Source organism: Hyalangium minutum (assembly GCF_000737315.1).
Lineage (GTDB): Bacteria > Myxococcota > Myxococcia > Myxococcales > Myxococcaceae > Hyalangium > Hyalangium minutum.
In genome coordinates this window covers 1,176,290-1,197,999 of sequence record NZ_JMCB01000003.1, presented here as the reverse complement: position 1 = coordinate 1,197,999, position 21,710 = coordinate 1,176,290, and the positions used below count along the sequence as shown (strand labels likewise).

Annotated in this window: 13 protein-coding genes; 10 read left to right on the top strand and 3 right to left on the bottom strand. The window is 67.8% G+C overall.

Annotated features, from left to right (window positions below; translation table 11 throughout):
* Window positions 1-46 precede the first annotated feature (46 nt).
* The 10 genes from glyQ (at window position 47) to polA (ending at window position 16,903) form a co-directional block, all read left to right on the top strand.
* Complete coding sequence (gene glyQ, locus DB31_RS11425) at window positions 47-1,039, top strand: glycine--tRNA ligase subunit alpha (RefSeq protein ID WP_044186059.1); 993 nt, start codon at window positions 47-49, stop codon at window positions 1,037-1,039.
* Window positions 1,029-3,137 carry a glycine--tRNA ligase subunit beta gene (gene glyS, locus DB31_RS11420; RefSeq protein ID WP_044186058.1) on the top strand — a complete coding sequence of 703 codons (2,109 nt, stop codon included), beginning with the start codon at window positions 1,029-1,031 and terminating at the stop codon, window positions 3,135-3,137. The genes glyQ and glyS overlap by 11 nt, the downstream gene beginning before the upstream one ends.
* A 231-nt stretch (window positions 3,138-3,368) precedes the next feature.
* The gene (locus DB31_RS11415) at window positions 3,369-4,694 is read left to right on the top strand and encodes a YncE family protein (RefSeq protein WP_205628490.1); all 1,326 of its coding nucleotides are present in this window, start codon (window positions 3,369-3,371) and stop codon (window positions 4,692-4,694) included.
* Window positions 4,691-6,835, top strand: coding sequence for a hypothetical protein (locus DB31_RS11410; protein ID WP_044186056.1), 2,145 nt, complete (start codon window positions 4,691-4,693; stop codon window positions 6,833-6,835). The genes DB31_RS11415 and DB31_RS11410 overlap by 4 nt, the downstream gene beginning before the upstream one ends.
* Before the next feature lie 63 nt (window positions 6,836-6,898).
* Window positions 6,899-7,789: an FHA domain-containing protein gene (locus DB31_RS11405; RefSeq protein ID WP_044186055.1), complete on the top strand. Its 891-nt coding sequence runs from the start codon at window positions 6,899-6,901 to the stop codon at window positions 7,787-7,789.
* A gap of 115 nt (window positions 7,790-7,904) precedes the next feature.
* Window positions 7,905-8,441 (top strand): A24 family peptidase, encoded by a 537-nt coding sequence (locus tag DB31_RS11400; protein ID WP_044186054.1) that lies wholly within the window; start codon window positions 7,905-7,907, stop codon window positions 8,439-8,441.
* Between the two features lie 32 nt (window positions 8,442-8,473).
* Window positions 8,474-9,925, top strand: coding sequence for a type II and III secretion system protein family protein (locus DB31_RS11395; protein WP_044186053.1), 1,452 nt, complete (start codon window positions 8,474-8,476; stop codon window positions 9,923-9,925).
* 139 nt (window positions 9,926-10,064) lie between these two features.
* The gene (locus DB31_RS11390; protein WP_044186052.1) at window positions 10,065-11,882 is read left to right on the top strand and encodes a TadA family conjugal transfer-associated ATPase; all 1,818 of its coding nucleotides are present in this window, start codon (window positions 10,065-10,067) and stop codon (window positions 11,880-11,882) included.
* A gap of 6 nt (window positions 11,883-11,888) precedes the next feature.
* Window positions 11,889-14,129 carry an FHA domain-containing protein gene (locus DB31_RS11385; protein WP_044186051.1) on the top strand — a complete coding sequence of 747 codons (2,241 nt, stop codon included), beginning with the start codon at window positions 11,889-11,891 and terminating at the stop codon, window positions 14,127-14,129.
* A gap of 71 nt (window positions 14,130-14,200) precedes the next feature.
* On the top strand, window positions 14,201-16,903 hold the full coding sequence (polA, locus tag DB31_RS11380; protein WP_044186050.1) for a DNA polymerase I: 2,703 nt from the start codon (window positions 14,201-14,203) through the stop codon (window positions 16,901-16,903).
* A 312-nt stretch (window positions 16,904-17,215) separates the two neighbouring features.
* Here polA and DB31_RS11375 read toward each other — a convergent pair whose 3' ends face one another.
* The 3 genes from DB31_RS11375 to DB31_RS11365 form a co-directional block, all read right to left on the bottom strand.
* On the bottom strand, window positions 17,216-17,731 hold the full coding sequence (locus DB31_RS11375; RefSeq protein WP_044186049.1) for a hypothetical protein: 516 nt from the start codon (window positions 17,729-17,731) through the stop codon (window positions 17,216-17,218).
* Window positions 17,732-18,021: 290 nt separating this feature from the next.
* Window positions 18,022-19,362, bottom strand: coding sequence for a hypothetical protein (locus tag DB31_RS11370; protein WP_044186048.1), 1,341 nt, complete (start codon window positions 19,360-19,362; stop codon window positions 18,022-18,024).
* Entirely contained in the window at window positions 19,359-21,458 is a 2,100-nt protein-coding gene (locus tag DB31_RS11365; protein ID WP_240486633.1) for a hypothetical protein, read from the bottom strand. Before DB31_RS11365 ends, DB31_RS11370 begins: the two co-directional genes overlap by 4 nt.
* Window positions 21,459-21,710 lie beyond the last annotated feature (252 nt).

Below are 21,710 nucleotides of genomic sequence, written 5' to 3'. Positions count from 1 at the left end.
TCGTCCTTGACGGTCCCGGACCCCCTCACTAGGGTCCGCGCCGACCATGTACTTCCAGGATCTGATCCTCACGCTCCAGAACCACTGGGCCCGTCAAGGTTGCATCATCGCCCAGCCGTATGATCTCGAGGTGGGCGCGGGCACCATGGCCCCCACCACCTTCCTGCGCGCGCTCGGGCCTGAGCCGTGGAACGTGGCCTACGTGCAGCCCTCCCGCCGCCCGGCCGACGGCCGCTTCGGCGAGAACCCCAACCGCCTGTTCCAGCACCACCAGTTCCAGGTGATCCTCAAGCCCGCACCCAAGAACGTGCAGGAGCTCTACCTGGAGTCCATCCGCGCCGTGGGCATCGATCCGCACGCGCACGACCTGCGCTTCGTGGAGGACGACTGGGAGTCCCCGACGCTGGGCGCCTGGGGCCTGGGTTGGGAGGTGTGGTGTGACGGGCAGGAGGTGACGCAGTTCACCTACTTCCAGCAGTGCGGCGGCTTCGAGTGCCGCCCCGTCGCCGCGGAGCTCACGTACGGGCTGGAGCGCCTCTGCACATACCTGCAGAACGTGGAGAACGTCTTCGACCTGGAGTGGGTCAAGGGCGTGAAGTACCGCGAGGTCTTCCACCCCAATGAGGTGGAGATGAGCACGTACGCACTCCACGAGTCCGATCCGCAGATGCTCTTCGCGCTGTTCGACGCGTACGAGAAGGAGTGCAAGCGGCTCATCGAGCGCCAGCTGCCGCTGCCCGCGTATGACTACGCGCTCAAGTGCTCGCACACGTTCAACCTGCTGGACGCGCGCGGCGCCATCTCGGTGACGGAGCGCGCCAACTTCATCAAGCGCGTGCGCGACAACGCCCGCCTGTGCGCCGAGGGCTACCTGCAGATGCGCGAGCGGCTGGGCTACCCGCTGCTCAAGACGCCGTGGACGGTGGGCGAGCAGCCCCCGGTGCTCGAGGGCAAGCCCGCGAGTGACTACTGGAACCACGTGAAGCTGAACAAGCCGGTGGAGAAGGCGGAGAAGGCGGAGGTGGCCCGTGGCGCGTGATCTGCTGCTGGAGGTGGGCTCCGAGGAGATCCCGGCTTCGTTCATCCTTCCCGCGCTGGAGGACCTGAAGCGCATCCTCACCGAGCGCATGGCCGCCGCGCGCCTCAAGCACGGTGAGATCCGCACCTTCGGCACGCCCCGGCGGCTGGCCGTGTGGGTGAAGGATGTGGCGGACTCGGGCGAGGACGTCACCACGGAGAAGCTTGGCCCTAGCGCGAAGGCGGCCTTCGACAAGGAGGGCAAGCCCACGGTGGCGGCGACCAAGTTCGCCGAGTCCGTGAAGCTCCCCGTAGGCGAGCTGGGCCGCACCCAGACGCCGAAGGGCGAGTACCTCTCGGCCAAGGTGCAGGAGAAGGGCCGCCCGGCCACGGAGATCCTCCCCGAGGCGCTCCACGCCGCCGTGCACGGCATCAACTTCCGCAAGTCCATGCGCTGGGGTGATGTGGACCAGGCGTTCGCCCGGCCCGTGCAGTGGCTGGTGGCGCTGCTGGGCGGCGACGTGCTGCCCGTGGTCTTCGGCGACGTGAAGAGCGGCCGCACCACCTATGGCCACCGCTTCCTGGCCCCGGCGCCCATCGAGCTGACCCGCCCAGCGGACTACGAGGCGGCGCTGGAGAAGGCGCATGTGATCCCGGACGTGGCCAAGCGCCGCGCCCAGCTCGTGGAGAAGATCCGTGCGGCGGCCAAGGGCTCAGGTGGCCAGCTGCTGGAGGACGAGTCCCTGGTGGATCAGGTGACGAACCTCGTGGAGCTGCCCAGCCCGGTGGTGGGCACCTTCGAGGAGCGCCACCTGGACCTGCCTCCCGAGGTGCTCGTGCAGGAGATGAAGAGCCACCAGCGCTACTTCTCCCTCACGGACGCCAAAGGGAAGCTGCTGCCCAAGTTCATCGCCGTCTCCAACACGCCCGTGAAGGACGAGAAGCTGTCCCTGCGCGGCTACGAGCGCGTGCTGCGCTCCCGCCTCGCGGATGGCCGCTTCTTCTTCGACGAGGACCGGAAGACGCCGCTCATCGAGCGCGTGCCCAAGCTCGCCCGCGTGGTGTGGCAGGGGCAGCTCGGCAGCTACGCGGAGAAGGTGGACCGGTTCCGTGCGCTCGCCGTGTTCCTGGCCGAGAAGGCTGGCAAGAAGGAGCACCGGAGCACCATCGAGCAGGCGGCCACCCTGGCCAAGGCGGACCTCGTCACCGGCATGGTGGGCGAGTTCCCCGAGCTCCAGGGCGTGATGGGCCGTGAGTACGCCCGCGCCGCCGGTGAGCCCGAGGCCGTCGCCCTGGCCATTTTCGAGCACTATCTGCCGCGCAACGCCAACGACTCGCTGCCCACGCAGGACCCGGGTGCGTTCATCGGCCTTGCGGACCGCCTGGACACCCTGTGCGGCATCTTCGCCATCGGCAAGGGCCCCACCGGCGCGGCGGACCCGTTCGGCCTGCGGCGCGCGTGCCTCGCCATCATCAACATCGTGCTCGGGCGCGGGTACCGCTTCCCGCTGTCCGCCGCCGTGGACGAGGCCCTCAAGCTGCTCGACCCGAAGATCCGGGATCTCAAGCGCAAGGCGGGCGAGCCGGCTCCTCGCGAGCAGGTGCTGGAGTTCTTCCGGGGCCGCCTCAAGGCGCTCTGGTCGGAGACCTACCGGACGGACGTGGTCGAGGCCGTGCTCTCGGTCGGCTTCGATGACCTGGTGGCGGCGCGCAAGCGGCTGGAGGCCCTGAGCGGGCTGGTGGGCCGCGCGGACTTCACCCCGCTGGCGGCGGCCTTCAAGCGCGTGGTGAACATCGTGGAGAAGCAGGGCAAGGACGTGTCCAAGGGCCAGACGGACCCGGCCCGCTTCCGGGACGAGCCCGAAAAGCACCTCCACGCCGCCTTCACCCAGGCCCGCGGCAAGGTGGCCGAGTTCCTCAAGTCGGACGATTTCTCCGGCGCCCTCAAGGAAATCACCGGCCTGAAGCCCGCGGTGGACACCTTCTTCGACAAGGTGACGGTGATGGCCGAGGACAAGGATTTGCGGGAGAACCGCGTCCGTTTCCTCACGGAGATCGGCGCGTTGTTCAACGAGGTAGCCGACTTTTCCAAGATTCAGGCCGAGGCCGCCGCCGCCTGAGCCGGGCGAGCGGCCTGACACCTGGGGAATAGGCGTGTCCCTTTGTAGTTGCCCGGGGCAGGGGTGGTTCCTACACTCCGCCCCCCTCTGATGCGCCCCCTCATCCTTATCTCCGCACTGGTCTGGGCGGGGTGTGCCGCGGAAACTGAGCCGCAGCATCCCCCCCGTGATCGTTTCGTCTACCCCAGCGGTATCGTCCACCTACCAGTGGCGGACGATCCGGCGCGCCCCTTGGGCTCGCTGTACGTGGCCAGCGCCAATTTCGACAAATGCTTCGACACCGGAGCGGTGACGGCGCTCAACCTGGACAACCTGGGGCTGCCCCCCATTGGCCAGCCCGTGGGCGCAGCCCCGGCGCAGATCACCGATCTCAAGGTGACCGAAGAGAACATCGTCGAGATCGAGAGCTTCGCGGGGCAGATGGCGGTGTGGAACCCGCCCGTGGCCACGGAGTCCAATCCCAACCGCACCCCCCGGCTCTTCGTGCCCACGCGCGCCGAGGGGAACTACCTACACGCCATCGACGTCAACGGGACGAAGCTGTCGTGCGTGAACGGGCTCGGGAACAGCTGCATCGCCGGCGCCCTGTCGCTGACCCAGAACATCGCGGGGTCGGTGAATGATCTGCCGCGCGCCCCGGCCCCCCTCGGCGTGACCGTGGGCAATGTCGGCAATGAGCCGGACGTCTGGGTGACACACGTGGAGGCCGCCGACTCGCCCGCCCGCAGCGCCACGAACTTCCAGACGTATCTGGTGCATCTCACCGGGGAGCAGGTGGGCGGAGCCTCTCCGAGCATCTCCAAGGAGAACTTCATCCCGCTGGACGCGGGAGGCTCCCTCTCCATCGGCGGCGCGCACGCCACCGCGATCGGGCAGAAGTACACCTACGTCACCGGCCGGGCGTTCGTGGAGGCAGACGTGGCGCAGTTCGCGGGCTTCCTGCTGCGGCTGGTCGATCGCAGCGACACCTCGCGCATCCTGGAGGCCAACCTGGGCGGCATCTACACCATCCTGGAGGCCCGCGACGTGCTGGTGGGCGGGTATGACCCGGTCCAGGACAAGGAGCGCATCTACCTCGTGGCGCGCGGGCCGGACGTGCTGCTCGTGCTGGACGTGGCCGGCGCGAAGACGGCGAGCCCCCGGATCTCCGTCGTCAACGCGGTGCTGCTGCCCGGCGGTGCCAGCTACGCGACCCTCATCCACCGCGGCGCGCCCGAGGCCAACGACGACGTGATCGCCATCACCTGCACCGCGAACACCCGCATCCAGGGCGCGGTGGTGCTCTACGACACCCGGCTGGGCCAGATCGTCGCCCAGGTGGAAAACGTGGGCAGCCAGCCCTACGGCATCGCCGTGCACCACCCCGCGCGAGCCTCGGAGACGGCGGTCGATCAGGCGCGCCTCTTCGTCACCAACTTCGGCGACGGGCGCGTGGCCGTCATCGACATCCCCGATCTCGCCGCCCCGGAGGGCGCGGCGCTCGTGGCCTACCTGGGCAAGCGCCAGGGGCGCGACGAGAAGCAGGGGACCTCTACCTGTGAGGAGATCCAGCCTTGAAGCGCTTCTTCTTGTGCCTCGCGCTGGGCGCGGGGCTTCTCAGTTGCTCCGAATCGCTGACGACGCGGACGAGCGCCGGGCTGGCGGGCACGTATGACGTGGCCCTCGCGGGGCGCTACCTCTTCGTCACGTCCTCGGACCGCAACGAGCTGCGGGTGCTGGACCTCGAGGGCAGTCCCCGCGACTTCGTCCGGGCGCCCAACCCGCTCGAGGCGCTCTCCATCCCCGTGCTGGACCGGCCGTCCAACCTGACGCGCGACATGGTCTACGCGGTGGAGTCTCTCCAGCACAATGACGGCACGGTGTTCGCCCGCCGGGTCGTCCAGGACGCGGGGGCGCCGCTGGTCTATGCCCGGAGCTTCGGCTCCCGGCAGATCTCCGTCATCACCGCGGACGACCCATCGCTCTTCAAGGAGCGCCAGCGCCTGGTGGGAAAGGGGCTGATCACCGCGTTCGCGGCCCGAGGGCCCGTGCATACTCGCATCCAGCGGCAGACCGTCGACTCGAACGGCAATGTCACCGGCTACGAGGTTCCGGACGGTGGGGATGTGATCGACCCCGCTCGCTCCTCGAGCGTCCTTTATTACGCCGAGCAGTCCGGCCTGAACGCGAAGCTCTACCGGTTGGACATGGCCCACCCAGATGCGCCTGTGGCGCTGGATCTGGCGCTGGCCGGCAGCACGGTGACGGCGCTCCTCGTGCTGCCTCCGGCCCTGGATCAGCCGGGCCAGGAGTCCCTGGTCATCGCCACGCACAGCACCACGGGCTCGGGTGGCGAGACGTTCCGTGTGGAAGTGAACAATACCCAGGTCTCCCGCGGGGTGACGTACGCGTTCGGCGCTCCCGTGCGCGCGCTGGCCACCCACACCTTGGCGGAGACCTCGCCGACGGACTGGTTCGAGTGCTCCTTTGACCCGGAGAAGCGGGATACCAGCGGGACTCCCGTCCCGCCGGATCCGCTCGTCACGGGGCAGTACGTGTTCGGGATCCTCGATGAGGGCGCCTGTGGCGACCAGCAGTCGTGCTCGGGTGTGCTCGCGGTGGATTCGGTCACGGGCGCCCATGCCTTGGATCCGTCCGGTCTGCCCATGCTCCCCATCTCCGTGGGGACGGCGCTGCCCACGGGGCTGACGCTCGCCGAGGGCGTGGACGTGAACATGCCGTGCCAGCTCAAGAACGAGCCCACGCGGACCGTCCCCATCGTGCGGCGCCCACTGGTGGGCATCGTCCCGGCCTCGAACGGGGCGATCACCCTCTTCGACGCGGTGCGGATGCGGCAGTTCGATCTCGATCCGCTCGGCGCCGGCGTCACCTACACCCTGGTCAACAGCGCGGGGACCACCCTGACCACGGATGTTCCCGAGCTCACGATTTCGGTGCAGGAGGGTGTGACGCGGACCGATACCTACCGCCTCTTGTACGAGCTGGGCCTGCCGGGGTTGTCGTCCGTGGCCCGGAGTGAGGTCCCTTGTCCCTCGGGCATCCCTCAGGGGACCTGTCTCGAGCTGAGCGCGGACACCTCGCAAGTCGAACTCGGGGACGTCGTCGTGCTGCGCAACACCGCGGGGACCTGCAAGCTCACCGTCGACTCCACGACCCGGGAGATCGACTTCAAGGTGCTCGGCAAAGTGGCGTCCGCGGACGGAAAGACGATCCTCTCCGTGGAGACGATCAACCCCGCAGCGCTCCCGGCCGAATGCCAGGAGATGTCGAGCCTGGTGGTCCGCGCCAAGGGCACGCGCCCCTTCGTGATCACCAGCGATAGCAAGGGCTACCTGGGCCGGATGGGGGAGGGCGACACGTTCGAGATGGCAGGGACCTACTATTCCCACCCGGTCTCGGTGCTGGATCCCGCTCCGAAGGACATCGTCATCAAGACGACCCGTGGGGTTGCGCGCGGCGACCAGTACATCATCAACGCCTCTTCCCACTACCTTCCCTACATCTTCACCCCGGATGTCACCAGCACGACCGCAGGGTTGGCAACCTACCGTCTCCCTGGCGCCGTGGTGTACTCCCGGGTGGGAGGGACAGATCTCGCATATATTGCCTATCCTTCGGCGGATGGCATCCTCCAGGTGTCCCTGGAGACCATCACCGACAACGCCGCGAACACGACGGGTTTGGTACCTTTTGAGTAACTGGGCGGGACGGAAGGCCTTTGCTATCGTGTCCCACCTCTCAGACTTTCCGAGTCGACACCGATGATTGACCAGAACTCCCGCCCCGCTCGCAAGGTCGGCATCGCTGACCACCTGTGGGAGACGTTTGAAGAGATGGCCCAGCAGATGGGCTCGGACCGCGATGCGCTGATCAACCAGGCGCTCTTCATGTTCGCGCGGCTCAACGGCTTCATCGAGGTGGGGGGCAAGGCCGCCCGCGCCGAGGCCCCGGCCCCGTTGAACGTGGTGCCCCAGGTGCCCTCGCGGCCCTCTGGCAATGGCCCCTCCGTGGGCGGCAAGTCCGCGCCCCCGGTGCTCTCCGCCGCGCCCCCGCCGGTGAAGCCCGCGCCCGTGCGCGACGAGCCGCCCATGCGCCAGCCGCCGCCACGCGTGGATGAGCGGCCCTCGGCCAACGCCCTGGACAATGATCCGGTGCGCCGCGAAGTGGCAGAGCGCGTGCTGGAGACCGCCGCCGAGCTCGAGCGCCTCATCAAGGGCAAGAACGAGCCGCCCCAGCCCGTGGACGACGACTCGCTCGAGGACGAGGCCCCGCCCGATCCTCCCGAGGACTCTGGCCTGCAGAACATGGGCGAGGACGAGGAGCCTCAGGACGAGGAGCCCATGGACGAGGAGCCTCAGGACGAGGAGGAGGGCTCGGCGCTCTTCCTCATCACCGAGGGCGGCGATCAGCAGAAGATCGTCAACGAGCGCTTCGTCATCGGCCGCGGCAAGCACTGCGACTTCGTGATCAACTCCGGCAAGGTGTCCCGCGAGCACGCCGTCATCGTCCGCGAGGGCGGCGACTACTTCATCGAGGACCTGGGCTCGTCCAACGGCACCTGGTTCAACAAGCAGCGCATCAAGCGCCGCAAGATCGAGGACGGGGACGAGTACTTCATCTGCAGCGAGAAGATTCGTCTCGTGGTGCGCTGAGTCACTCCGGGCCCTGCCACTTTTGGCAGGGCCTCCGGGGTGTTCAACAATTGACTGAATGCGGGGCTCCCTGATTTAGTCCGGGAGCCTGGCCGCAGAACGGCCAGGCTGACGGATGACCCCTGTTCAGAGCGCGTTGTGGACAGTCCTCGGAGTAGCCCTGGTGATCTCGGTGGTGACGGATGTCCTGCGCCGAAGGATCCTCGACGTCGTCACCTATCCACTGGTGGTGATCGCGCTGGGGGTCCGCCTGTGGACCGACGGCGTGGGCGATCTGAATACGGGGCTGATCAGCGGCTTGGTATCGGGGGTAGGGCTGGCGGTGATCCTGGTGCCCGGGGCGCTGCGCGGCCGGATGGGGTGGGGCGACGTGAAGTTGATGGGCGGGGTGGGAGCGGTGATGGGCTTTCCCGCGGTGATGGCGGCCGCGGCGTTCATCTCCCTGGCGGGCGCCTTCCAGGCGGTGGTGACGATCATCTGGAAGGGCGAGGTTTGGGACACGCTGTCCGCCGTGCTGCGGCGCTGGGCCGTCCGGGCCCGGCTGCTGAGCGCGGAGGCCGCACCGGCAGCACCGCGGCACATTCCCTACGGGGTGGCCATCGCCCTGGGGACTTTCTGGGCCATGTGGTGGCAGCAGACAAACTCGAGCTAGCTCGGATTCGACGCGCAGAGGGGACTCGCACGATGTTTACACGCTTCACGCACCACGCCGCTGGGCTGGGCGTCTTCCTGACGCTGCTGCTGGCTGGTACCTCCCAGGCCCAGGAGGGCAGCACCATCGCCCTGGGCGTGGGTACGCAGAAGGTGGTCACCATCCCGGGCATCACCCGTATCGCCCTGGGCGATCCGAACATCGCCGAGGTGAAGACCATCGGGAACAACCAGGTCCTCATCGTCGGCCAGTCCGAGGGTAAGACGACGCTCCTCATCTGGAAGACGTCGGGCCAGCGCGTCAGCTACCTCATCGCCGTGCGCCGGCAGGACCCCAACGAGATCATCGCCGAGATCAAGAAGCTGCTCGGTGAGATCGAAGGTGTGTCCGTCCGCATGGTGGGTGACCGCATCTACCTGGACGGCCAGGCGTACACCACGCAGGACGCGGATCGCATCGACCAGGTGGTGTCGCTGTACCCGAACGTGAAGAGCTTCGTGAAGATCGCGCCCAACGCCAAGAAGCTGGTGGCGCAGAACCTGAACGCGGCCTTCCAGAAGGCGGGCCTGCGCAACGTGCAGGCCAACGTGGTGGGCTCCACCATCTTCCTGGAGGGCTCCGTGGAGAGCCAGCAGGACCTGCAGAAGGCGGAGCTGATCACCAAGGCCATCGGCGAGAAGGTGGAGAACCTGCTCGTGGTGGGCATCAAGCGGATGATCCTCTCCGAGGTGCAGTTCGTGGAAATCCGCCGCAACAGCCGCGACCGGTACGGCATCCGCTACCCCACGGACATCACCGGCAACGTGACGGGCGGCGCCAGCATCACCCAGGAGCTGTTCCCCGGCACGTTCGGCTCGGGCACCTCCAGCCTGACGTTCGCCGCGGGCTCGGAGATGTCCTTCGGGTTCCAGGCCAACGACGGCTACGGGCGCCTGCTGGCCCAGCCCAAGCTGGTGTGCGCCAGCGGTGAGAAGGCCGAGTTCCTCGCCGGCGGCCAGGTTCCGATTCCCCTCATCACCAACAACCAGTTCTCCGTCGAGTTCAAGCCCTACGGCGTCATCCTCAACCTGCGCCCCACCGCGGACCGCAACGGCAACATCCAGACGGAGATCGAGGCCGAGGCCTCGGAAATCGACACCTCCGTGGCGGTGTCCTTCGGTGGCTCCGCGTCCGTGCCCGGCTTCCGCACCCGCAAGGTGAAGACGAACGTCACCGTGCGCCACGGCGAGACGATCGTCCTGTCTGGCGTGTTCAGCCACGACGAGCAGAAGGCCGTGTCCAAGCTGCCCGGCCTCGGTCACATCCCCATCGTGGGCGAGCTCTTCAAGAGCCGCGCGTTCGACTCCACCAAGCGCGAGCTGGTCATCTTCGTCACCCCGCGCATCGTCAACCCGGACTCGGACAAGATCCGCACGATCATCGAGGACGTGAAGACGCGCTACAAGCAGGCCCGCAGCGAGGTCAACTTCAACATCTTCGACTGAACCTGTCTGGTTGCTTGCCTGGCTTGGGGCCGGCCTCGTCTCCCTCGGGAGATGGGCGCCGGCCTCGGCATTTCATGCCCTTGCGAAAGGCGCGCCACCCTCTTTGAGCCGGAGAGGGCGCTTGCTACCATCCGCCCCCATGTTTCTAGTCACTCTTGCCGAGAAGGGCGGCGGCACCGAGCAGATCGAGTTCGAGAAGAACGAGATCACCATTGGCCGCCTGGCCGGGAACGACATCGTTCTGGCCAAGGGCAACGTCTCCAAGTACCACTCCAAGATCGTCTCCAAGGACGGGAAGTTCATCGTCCTGGACATGAAGTCCACGAACGGCACGTTCGTGAACGGCAAGAAGATCGCTGCGCCGCAGGTCCTCAAGCCCACGGACAAGGTCTACATCGGCGATTACATCATCAACGTCGAGCCGCTGGATGAGCTGAGCACCGGCGCCGCCCCGGCCGCCGGAGAGGATCCTCCGCCCGAAGAGGGCTACGAGGACGAGCAGGGCTACGAGGACGAGCAGGGCTACGAGGACGAGGAGCCGTACGAGGAGGAGCCTCCGGCGCCCATGCCCGTGCGCGCCTCCTCCGCCGCGCCTGCCGCCGCGCCCGAGCCCAAGAAGAACATGCCGGCCTCACTGGCCGCCGCGCTCCAGAAGAACAAGCGCAAGGTGGATCCGCGCCTGGAGCGCTACACCCGCCTCCAGAAGGAAATCCATGACCGGCTGATCGAGTACCTCGATCTGCGCCGCATGGACATGGACCGGCTCGGCGACGAGGAGCTGTGGCGCCGCACCGAGAAGGCCATCCGCGACATCATCGATCAGATGGACGCGGACGGTGAGCTCCCCGAGGACGTGGACCGGGAGGAGCTGCTCACCGACGTCATCAATGAGGCGCTGGGGCTTGGGCCGCTGGAGGCGTTCCTCGCGTCCGAGGAGATCAGCGAGATCATGGTGAACCACGCCAGCCAGATCTACATCGAGCAGCGTGGCAAGCTGACCCTGTCGGAGAAGACGTTCTCCTCCAACCAGGCGGTGCTCGGCGTCATCGAGCGCATCGTGGCGCCCATCGGCCGCCGCATCGACGAGTCCAGCCCGCTGGTGGACGCGCGCCTGAAGGACGGCAGCCGCGTGAACGCCATCATCCCGCCGCTGGCGCTCAAGGGCCCCTGCATCACCATCCGCAAGTTCAAGAAGGACGCCCTCAAGATCCAGGATCTCATCAAGTACAAGACCGTCACCGCGCAGATGGCCGAGTTCCTGGAGATGTGCGTGCGCGCCCGGAAGAACATCGTCATCTCCGGCGGCACGGGCTCCGGGAAGACGACGACGCTCAACATCATCAGCTCGTTCATCCCCGAAGGTGAGCGCATCGTCACCGTGGAGGACGCCGCCGAGCTGCAGCTGCCCCAGGAGCACTGGGTGCAGCTGGAGAGCCGTCCGCCCAACCTGGAAGGCAAGGGCGCCATCACCATCCGAGACCTGGTGAAGAACTGCCTCCGCATGCGTCCGGATCGCATCGTCGTGGGCGAGTGCCGCTCCGGCGAGACGCTGGACATGCTCCAGGCCATGAACACCGGCCATGACGGCTCGCTCACCACGTTGCACGCCAACACGCCGCGCGACGCCATCGCCCGCCTGGAGACGATGGTGCTCATGTCCGGCATGGAGCTGCCGGTGAAGGCCATCCGCGAGCAGATCGCCAGCGCCGTTCACATCATCGTGCAGCAGACGCGCTTCTCGGACGGCACGCGGAAGATCTGCTTCATCACCGAGGTGTCCGGCATGGAGGTCGACATCGTCACCCTCCAGGACATCTTCTATTACAAGCAGGACGGCTTCACGGATGACAACAAGATCCGCGGTCGCTTCGTGGCGTCCGGCTTCGTGCCCAAGTTCTACGATGACCTTCAGCGCAAGGGCATCCCGGTGAACATGAGCATCTTCCGCGAGGACTGATCCGTCATGCCCACACTGGTCGTCAAGCATCCAGATGGCAGTGAGACCGAGCATGAGCTGTCCGGCGAGCTGAAGATTGGCCGCCAGGACATCAATGAGCTCGTCCTCACCGAGGGCGGCGTGTCGCGCCAGCACGCCCGCATCTTCGTCGAGGGTGGCAAGGTGATGCTGGAGGATCTCAGCAGCGCCAATGGCACCTATGTCGACGGAGAGCGCATTGGCGAAGCGGTGGTGCTCACGCCCCAGGCCCAGGTGGTGCTCGGGGACTATGAGCTGAAGCTCAAGGGCGGCGGCCGTCCGGCCACCAGTGCGCGCCGGGCCTCGAAGCCGGCTCCGGCGGAGCCCGCCCCCGAGGAGGGCGGCCCGAGGTCCACCCGCGCGCTGCCCACCCTCAAGCCGGCCCGTCCGCCCGGTGAGCGGCTGGCCAAGGGCGAGCGCTCGGCGCCGAACCCCGCTCCCGCCGGGGCGGCACCCCAGCCGGTGCTCCGGGGCCTGACGGGGCCCTGGGCGAACAAGACCTATCCCCTCAAGGGCAAGCTGGTGGTGGGCCGCGCGCCGCCGGCCGCCGTCATGCTCGAGGATGACTCCATCAGCCGCAAGCACGCGGAGCTGGAGCGCAACCCCCGTGGGGCGGTGTTCCTGCGCGATCTGGGCAGCGCCAACGGCACGCTCCTCAACGGCGAGCGGCTGGGCCAGGAGCCGGTGGAGATCAACCCCGGCGACATCATCCAGTTCGGCATGGTGGAGGTGGTGTACGAGTCCGGTGACGAGCCCTCCAATGTGCCTGTGCGCCGGGATCGCAGCGGGGCGGGCCCCGCCGTCAAGGGCAAGGGCAAGGGCAAGGTGGACCCGAGCGACGCACCGCCCGCCGCGAACAAGAAGAAGAAGCTGTTCATCGTGGCCGGTGCCGCCGTGTCGCTGCTGCTGGCCGCGGGCGTCGTCAAGCAGCTGACCACGCCGCCCCCGCCGCCGCCTGACTTCCCCACCGGGGATGGTCCGGAGGTGGTCGGGGAGAACTTCAAGGAGAAGGTCCAGGAGCTGCTGAGCCAGTGCCGCTCGTTCGCATCCACGGACATGGGCAGCGAGCCCCAGTGGGAGAAGGCCGAGGCCAAGTGCGAGGAGGCCCGCGTCCTCGATCCCATCAACACCGAGGTCAACACCCTCATCAAGAAGATCAAGGTCGAGAAAGAGGCCCACGCCTACTTCGAGGCGGGCACCAAGCTGCTGACGCGCCTCAAGGAAGAGGAGGCGCTCGATCAGTTCCAGAAGATCCCCAAGGAGAGCCAGTACTTCCGCCGCGCGAAGATCAAGGTGGACGAGGCCCTGGTGCAGGTGAAGAAGAAGGCCCTGGACGACTGCAAGCGCTACTTGGATGACAACCAGTGGCAGGCGGCGGTGCCCCGGTGCGACCGGTACATGGGCTTCTGGTGCCAGAAGCAGACGCGCGAGGACCTCGAGCCACCCATTGGCTACACGCTGTCCCTGGAGGGCCGCGTCGGCAAGCGCCAGTGGCGCCCGAAGGACAAGATGTTCGTCCGCTTCCTCCAGGCCCGTCTGAAGCTGGATCCGAACGCCGAGACCTGGAAGTGCGCGGCCGGCTACGACAGCGAGCGCGAGGACACGGACAGCCCTGCTGCCAGGGTGAAGCGGATGTTCAAGGAGAAGTACTCCAACGCCTATATGAACTCCGCCCTGTTCGACTACTGGGCCGGCCGCGGCAACGAGTCGCTCTCCAAGCTCCAGAAGGTGCGCTCCAACTACGAGCAGGCCGCGCTGCACGGGCAGACGGACCTGCTCATCAAGGACGTGGGCACCGTGGATCAGCTCTTCAAGACGGGCCAGACGCTGCTCACCGCCGGCGAGTTGGAGAGGGCCGCCGAGCCCTTCGATGAGGCGCTGGAGATCGACAAGCGCCTGATGATGGACATGTGGGAGACGGTGCCCTCGTTCTACCGGAAGAACATCCAGAACGACATCGCGGAGAAGGCCTACGAGCGCGGCCGCGACTGGATCAAGCGCGAGGATCCGCTGCGCGCCTGCAAGCTGTGGAAGATCGGCTTCCGGTTCTACAAGGGCAACACGGACCTGATCCGCGTGCTCTCCAACGTCTGCTCCACCCGGGGGACGCAGCTGTTTGGCGGCGCGGGCAGCTGCGCGGAGCTGGCCGAGGTCGCCAACTGGGCCGTGCCGGGCGACGGGCTCGAGGAGAAGATGGCCAAGAAGAAAGAGGAGCTGCAGTGTAAGTAGGGCGGCAGGCTCTCGCTGTGCCGCCTGTGACAAGCGTGGACAGGGCAGGGGAGCCGCGCTAAGGCCGGGACATGGTCCCGAGCCCCACGCGCTCCGCGCCCGTCCTCACGCTGATCGACGCCTCCAGCTTCATCTTCCGCGCCTACCACGCCATCCCCCCGCTCACCACGAGCAAGGGGGTGCCCACCAATGCCGTGCTCGGTTTCACGCGCATGGTGCTCAAGGCGCTCAAGGATCTGCAGCCCACGCACGTGGCGCTCGCCTTCGACAAGGAGAGCCGCACCGAGCGTCAGAAGATCGATCCCAACTACAAGGCGAACCGCGAGGGGCCTCCCGAGGATCTGGTCCCCCAGTTCGATCTCATCCGCAAGGTGGTGGAGGTGCTCAGCCTGCCCGTGCTCGAGGTGCCCGGGTGGGAGGCGGATGACGTCATCGGCACCCTGGCGAAGCACGCCAAGGCCGAGGGCTTCTGCGTCCAGGTCGTCACCGGCGACAAGGACTTCATCCAGATCGTCGACGAGGACGTGCGCCTCTTCGATCCGATGAAGGACGTGCACACCGGCCCCGCCGACGTGAAGGAGCGCCTGGGCATCGAGCCTCGGCAGATGCGCGACTACCTGGCGCTCGTGGGCGATGCGGTGGACAACGTCCCCAAGGTGCCCGGCATTGGTCCGAAGACGGCCACGGAGCTCATCCAGCAGTTCGGCGACGTGGACACGCTGCTGGCCCGGCTGGACGAGGTGAAGAAGCCGAAGATCCGCGAGGCCATCGCCGCCCACAAGGACTCCCTGCTGATGGCCCGGCAGCTCGTCACCTTCAAGACCGACCTGGAGCTGAACACCACCATCGCCCAGCTCGCCCGGCGCCCCTTCGACACCGCCCGCGCCAAGCAGCTCTTCACGGAGCTGGAGTTCTACCGGCTGGTGAATGAGCTGCCCGCGGACACCACCGCTCCCAAGCCCGCGGAGGCTCCCGCGCCCGCCGCCGCTGCCGCTCCCGCCACCATTGTCACCACCGAGGAGGAGCTGAAGTCATTCGCCGAGGCCGCGCGCTCCGCCGGCTCGGTGTTCCTGGTGCCTGCCTACGAGGGCGCCCCCTTCACCGCGCCGCTGGTGGGCCTGGGGCTCGCGCTGCCCGATGGCCGCATCGCCTATGTGCCGCTGCGCCACCAGGTGCTCGGTGCGAAGCAGGTGCCGGTGGCGGCCTTTGGCTCGATCCTGGGCGGGCTGCTCTCGGACGAGGCGGTGAAGAAGGGCGGGCATGACCTCAAGGCGCTCACCCTGGTGCTCGCCAACGGTGGGCTCACCCTCAAGGGCGCCCATGATGACGTGGAGCTGCTGAGCTACCTGCTCAACCCGTCCCGCCGTGAGCACGCCCTGGCGGATCTGGCCCGCGAGCGGCTGAACACGGAGCTGCCCGCGCTGCCCGCCGGAGGCAAGAAGGCCCGGGCGCTGGCCGACCACAACCCCGAGGAGCTCGCCCAGGCCTACGCGGAGCGCGCGGATGCGGCCCGGCGCCTGGCTCCCATGCTCTGGAAGGAGCTGGAGGAGGTGGGGAGCGCGAAGCTGGCGAGCGAGCTGGAGCTGCCGCTGCTGCCCATCCTGGCGAATATGGAGCGCCGGGGCGTGAAGCTGGACACTTCCGTGCTCCAGACGATCTCCGCCAAGGTGGACGCCGAGTGCGTGGCCAAGGAGAAGAACATCCACCAGCTCGCGGGCCAGGAGTTCAACATCGGCTCCAATCCGCAGCTGGCCACGATCCTCTACGACAAGCTCCAGCTGCCCGTGCTCAAGAAGGGCAAGACGGGCCCCTCCACCGATCAAGAGGTGCTGGAGAAGCTCTCCGAGCAGCACCCGCTGCCCGCCGCCATCCTCGAGTACCGCTCCGTCTCCAAGCTCAAGAGCACCTACCTGGACACGCTGCCGGGGCTCGTGGCCAAGGACGGCCGCATCCACACCACCTACCATCAGGCGGCTACCGCCACGGGGCGCCTGTCCTCCACGGATCCCAACCTCCAGAACATCCCCGTCCGCACGGACCTGGGCCGGGAGATCCGCCGCGCCTTCGTCGCCGAGCCGGGCCACCAGCTCGTCTCCGCCGACTACAGCCAGGTGGAGCTCCGGCTGCTGGCCCACATCGCCGAGGACCCCGTCCTCATCGAGGCCTTCCTGCATGACGAGGACATCCACAGCCGCACCGCCGCGGAGATCTTCGGCACCACGCCGGACAAGGTGGATCGCGACCAGCGCCGCGTGGCCAAGACGGTGAACTTCGGCATCGCCTACGGCCTGTCCCCGCACGGCCTGTCCACCCGCCTGTCCATCTCCGTGGAGGAGGCGCGCGACATCATCGAGCGCTACTTCACCCGCTACGCCGGCATCCGCCGCTACCTCGAGGACACCGTCATGCAGGCCCGGAAGACGGGCTACGTGGAGACGATGTTCGGCCGGCGGCGGCTCATGGCGGATCTCCACTCGCGCAATCGGCAGGTGGCCCAGGCCGCCGAGCGCGCCGCCATCAACATGCCCATCCAGGGCACCGCGGCCGATCTCATCAAGAAGGCCATGCTCGCCGTGGACGCGGCGCTCCAGAAGGAAGGCCTGCGCACGGAGATGCTCCTCCAGGTGCACGACGAATTGCTCTTCGAGGCTCCGGATGCCGAGGTGGAGCAGGTGAAGGAGCTGGCGCGCCGGTGCATGTCCCAGGTGGCCACGCTCAAGGTGCCGCTCAAGGTGGACGTGGGCGCGGGGAAGACGTGGGCGGACGCCCACTGAGGCGCGCGCTCCAAAAAAATACGCGGGAGAGAGTGCCCACCCCCGAAGGCACTCCCCCCCGCGTCCCCCTCCCCGAAGCACCACCCCCAGCAGTCCTGCGACAACACGGCCGATCCGTCCGACCGGCGAGGCGCGCAGACCCCCATCCACGCGTCCCAGCGGCCTTCTGGCGTGCTCAACCAGCCCCCATGCCGGGAGCACGCCCCCCGTTTCGCGCCACACAGACCCCCGCCTGCGCGGCACGCCCCCATCCTCCGCCGGCCCTCGGACACTCCCTCGCGGAAGCGTCAAGCCGGACGGATCGGCACATCCTCAGTGGAGCGCGGCTCGAGCGGGCTCGGCGCCGGGCTGGGCCCGCACCTCCGAGGAGCGCTCGTACCACTCCACCACCAAACCCCCGAAGGGCACCCGAGGCCCCTCGGCCGCCACATCCCTCAGGCGGTGCAGCAGCGCCACCGCCGAGTCCACCGCCTCGTCCACGCTGCGGTTGACCACCGCGCGCTCCGAATCCCCGCCGCCCAGCACCTCCACCGCGTCCACCATGCAGCGGCGCAGCAGGGCGAACTCCTCATAGAGGGCCCGCGCGCCCCGTTCCGGAGACAGGCGCAGCACCGCGCGCGTCCGCGTCCAGGCGCTGCTGTTCGCCCCCGCCAGGTTCATTCCCACCTCGCGGATGAAGGGCTCCACCAGCCCATCCAGCAGGCTCTGGGGCGGATGGGCCTGCGAGCCCCCCATGCACCGCACCCGCCGCCACGCCGCCGCGAGCCGCTCCGGCTGCTGCGTAAAGACCCTCGCCACTCCCGCAGCCCGCTTCGCCCGCTCCGTCATCTCTGGTGCCCTCCGCGTCACGCCCGGAGCTAAAGCAAAGCGCTGGCCAACGCGCCCGAAGCCTCAAGTTCCAGGAAAATCAACCCTTTGCACAGGTCGGCTGCCCTGAAGGGAGGGGAGGGAGCCGTAATTTCTTCGGTTGAGGGTCCGCAGGAATGTCCCCGGGCACGGCTTTTCCTACTGCCCGCCTCGTGTGAGCCCAGGTGGGCACTTCCCATGTGGGACTGTGAGCGAAAAAGGGGGGGATCCGGCTTGCTTCCGCGGCTTGCCGGAGAGCGAGGCCCGGAAGCTCAGCCGCGGTGGCGCTCGGCAGCGCGGTAGAACTGGGTGAGGGAGAAGTCCAGCAGGGACTGGCACGAGCGCATGGACTTGTGGGCGCGCAGAAAGGGCAGCCACACGCGCGAGCCGACGCGCACCTGGGACTCTTCCAGCTTCTTGCGGGCAATCCACTGGCCGCCGAGGTGTTTCACCATCACCTCGCCCAGGTAGGCGCCGATGGCAGGCACCAGCCGGCCGTCAATCTGGTCCCGTTCGAATCGCTCCGGGAAGCTCCAGGTCCAGAAGTCGAGGTCGGCGTCGGTGAGGGATTCGGGGGTCTGCTGGAGGACGGAGGGCACCTCGGAGTGGAGAATGGCCACCAGGGACTCGGCCAGGAGCGAGAGGTGCTCCAGGGCCTTGTGCGTGTCCGGTACGTCCGAGGGCAGGGCTGCATCGGCGGGCAACCACTCTTCCGGCTCCGGGAACGGGTGGGCGTTGAACTCGGCGATCTTTCGCTGGCGCTCGCTGATGAAGGTGTTGTCCAAGAGGCGAAAGAGGAGGGGAGCCACGTCCGGGTGGAAGCGGGGCTCCACGGGGACGAGGGCGGTGTTGCGCTGGTGGAGGGAGCGCAGCACGGTGTCCAGGGTGAGCTCCGGGCGCAGGTGGACGAAGGCGCGGGCCTGAGCCTGGCGCGCCTCGGGGTGTGAGAAGTGGGCAGCGATGGGCCAGGTGACGAGCAGCACACAGCCGTTGGGAAGCTCCTCCACGCGGTGGGCGGGGGTGGACAGCAGGCGCTCGCGGCCCAACAGGTTCACCAGCTTGGGTCCGAAGACGTTGAGCCAGAACACCTCGTAGAGCTGGTCGAACCCATTCGCCACGGTGGTCTGCATGTCCCGGCCAAAGCAGGGCGAGTCCGCCAACAGACTGTCGGCGTAGCTGCCTGCGAAGGCATGGGAGGTGGGGTAGTGGCAGGCCCAGGCGCGTACCAACTCCACCAGTTCGCGGCAGCGCTCTTCCTGCGCGAAGAAGGAGAAGGGTTGAGCCAGGAGAATGACTCTCAGCTTTCCGGGTGCCTCCGCGCGAAAGAGAGTGAGCTCCAGTGACACCGCGGGCTCGGTGGGGCGCTCCAAGTAGAGGGTCGAGACATTGTCATCTGCCTTATCTTGGAGTGCCTTCCAGAAGGCGGCGCGGGAGTAGGTGCGCCGCCGCTTGCCTTTGACAAGGCTCGGCATCCACTCCCCCGCATACTGCTCCAGCACCTGGAGGAAGGGCTCCAACGCGTGCTCCAGTCTCACCTTCGCGTCATATGTCCCTCTGAACTCCAGGCAGAGGGCGTCCTCCCGGTTCAAGTCTGTCCCGGTCAACAGCTTCATTGAATGCTCACCTCCACTCCCTTCACATGCTCCTGGACGTTCTCAATGGCACGATTCAGGAGGTACTGATTGGGCATGCGGCTGCCGCCCTCGTAAACGAGGCGGACGCGTTGCACCTGGACGCTGCCCTTGAGGGAGGAGCGCCGGATGTTCACCCTGCCGCCGTAATACTCCTGTGCGGCGCGTGCATCCATCAACATGGGTGCCTCCAATGCTTCGCCCGCGAGCGGCTTGAGGAAGCGGCTCTTGAAGCTGAAGGTCTCCACACGGGGTGGCTGGCCTGAGGGTGGGCGCTGCTCGATGACGAGCACATCCGCGAAGCGCACCCCAGGCACATCAGGCTTGGACAGGCCCACGTGGACCTCGATGCGAGGCTGGGTGAAGGCGCTCAGCCAGCGACGCTGGGTGGGCGGCAGGGCCGCGTCCTCTCGCAGCACGGAGATCATGAAGCGCTCGAAGGCCAGCCCTCGTGCAAAGGCGCCGCGCAAGCGCTCATAGGGCTCCCAGCGCAGAGGGCCCTTGGCAGGAGTGCCCTCTTCCACCAGGGCGAGGCGAGCGCGCCGGTAGGCGAGGTAATCGCTCCACAAGGGGGAGCCTTCGGGCACCCCGGGGGGCGGGGTGTCGAGCGTGGCCTGGAGCTTGCGCAGCAGCGCGGGGTCTGCTGGCAGGCGGGGGCCCTGAGTCTCCAGCTCAACCTGGAGCAGCTTGGCCTCCACCACCTCGCGCGTGTGGCCTGCGGCCTCGTCCACCAGCGAGGCCAGTCCTCCCAATGTTGCGCCTGAAGGGGGCCTGGGCTCAGCGGCGCCGGTGCTCTCAGGCAGGGCCTTGGCCAGAGTGGCCTGTGCCCGGGCCAGGTTGCCCCGGGCCTCGTACAAGGCCACCGCTGCGGGCTCGCCTCCGGCGGTGACGAACACTGCAGCCTCACGGCTGGCGCGCACGTAGCGGGCCACCTCCGCCAGCCCCTCCAGCCCCAGCCGCTCGGACAGTTGCCACGCCACGTGCCGCAGCGTCTCCAGACGCAGCTCTGGCAGTCTTGGGCGCAGGGCGCTCCCTTCCCCAGAGGCCAAGTAGCGGCCGCCCTTGCCGCCCGCGTAGAGCGCCACCAGCAGCGCCGCAGGTACCAGCTCGCGGGTGGCCTGCTCGTACTGCCCCTCTTGCAGCGACTGCAGCCCGTGCACCGTGCCCTGGCCCAGGTGATAGAAGCCCAGCGGCACCCCGAACGTCAGCTGGTCAAAGCTGCCCAGCGCTACGTTGTCCGGGGCAAAGTGCTCCAGTGTCATCGCCTGTCCCAACTGGTGCAGGGCCTGCTGGTAAGGCGCAGGCATCTGCCGAGCCTGAGCGCTCATGTTCGCGAAGCGCGCCCCGTCACTCACTGGGGAGGTGTTGAGCGCGTCCCTGCCCGCGCGTCCCAGCCCACGGAGCACATCCCCCGTCCGCTCCGCGCGCTCGGGGAAGGAGGACAGCGGCAGCCCCCGACGCTCCAGCTCCTGGCGCACCGCGGGCAGGGTGCCCAGCGTCTGGGACAGTTGCTTGTGTGAGGCCAACAGCGTGAGCAGCGCTTGCAGCTCGTCGTCACAGGAGGAGTGGAGAATGAAGAGGGCGAACACCTGCGCATAGGCGCCGTACTCCTCGGTGGCCTTGAGCAGGAAGGAAGCTCTCTTGCGGGTGAGCACCTCGGCGGCGCGGCTGTCTCGCAGCGGCCCCAGCGCTCCCAGTCGCACTGCGCTCCAGTCGCCCAAGCGCTCAAGGACCTGGGCCATGTCCACCTGGCGCTGCAACTGGAGGAAGCCCACCGCGGAGCCGCAGGCCAGCAGCGGCCCTAGCACCTCCTCGTCGCTGCCAGCCTGCTCCGGCCAGCCTTCAGGCGCGGTGGGGCAGTCCTCCGAGCGAGGTGCTGGAGGCTGCGCCAAGCGCCGCTGTCTGCGGCCGCGAGGCCTGACCTGGCTATCGAAGGCGGTGATGCTGGGGTTGAACAGCAGCGCGGGCGCCGAGCCGTGCACCGGCACGCAGCCGCTCCACAGCAGCACCATGCTCAAGAGCAGCGGCCCATGGCTCTGCCTCAGCCGTTGCCATGCCGGCCCCAGCGCTGCACTCATGGGCACCCCCCAGCTGCGAGAGGCTTGCACGCTAGGGCACTGCTCCAGACAGAGGCGATGACGCCTCACGTCCTGCGCCGCCCACCTACCTCACCCGTGGGGGCCAGGGTGGTCAGAACGCGAGCCCGGAGCTAACCAGTTAGCTCCGCCATACAGCCACCGCTCACCGGTGAGGCGCGGCGCGAGTCCGGAGCTAACCAGTTAGCTCCGCCGAACAGCGGTGAGTAGGGGGAGAACCTACAGGCGGCCAGG

Excerpts from the sequence above, each read along its gene's own strand:
- glyQ (WP_044186059.1), top strand. The coding sequence starts at position 47 with ATGTACTTCCAGGATCTGATCCTCACGCTCCAGAACCACTGGGCCCGT.
- DB31_RS11405 (WP_044186055.1), top strand. The coding sequence starts at position 6,899 with ATGATTGACCAGAACTCCCGCCCCGCTCGCAAGGTCGGCATCGCTGAC.
- DB31_RS11400 (WP_044186054.1), top strand. The coding sequence starts at position 7,905 with ATGACCCCTGTTCAGAGCGCGTTGTGGACAGTCCTCGGAGTAGCCCTG.
- DB31_RS11395 (WP_044186053.1), top strand. The coding sequence starts at position 8,474 with ATGTTTACACGCTTCACGCACCACGCCGCTGGGCTGGGCGTCTTCCTG.
- DB31_RS11390 (WP_044186052.1), top strand. The coding sequence starts at position 10,065 with ATGTTTCTAGTCACTCTTGCCGAGAAGGGCGGCGGCACCGAGCAGATC.
- DB31_RS11385 (WP_044186051.1), top strand. The coding sequence starts at position 11,889 with ATGCCCACACTGGTCGTCAAGCATCCAGATGGCAGTGAGACCGAGCAT.
- polA (WP_044186050.1), top strand. The coding sequence starts at position 14,201 with ATGGTCCCGAGCCCCACGCGCTCCGCGCCCGTCCTCACGCTGATCGAC.
- DB31_RS11375 (WP_044186049.1), bottom strand. The coding sequence starts at position 17,731 with ATGACGGAGCGGGCGAAGCGGGCTGCGGGAGTGGCGAGGGTCTTTACG.
- DB31_RS11370 (WP_044186048.1), bottom strand. The coding sequence starts at position 19,362 with ATGAAGCTGTTGACCGGGACAGACTTGAACCGGGAGGACGCCCTCTGC.
- DB31_RS11365 (WP_240486633.1), bottom strand. The coding sequence starts at position 21,458 with ATGAGTGCAGCGCTGGGGCCGGCATGGCAACGGCTGAGGCAGAGCCAT.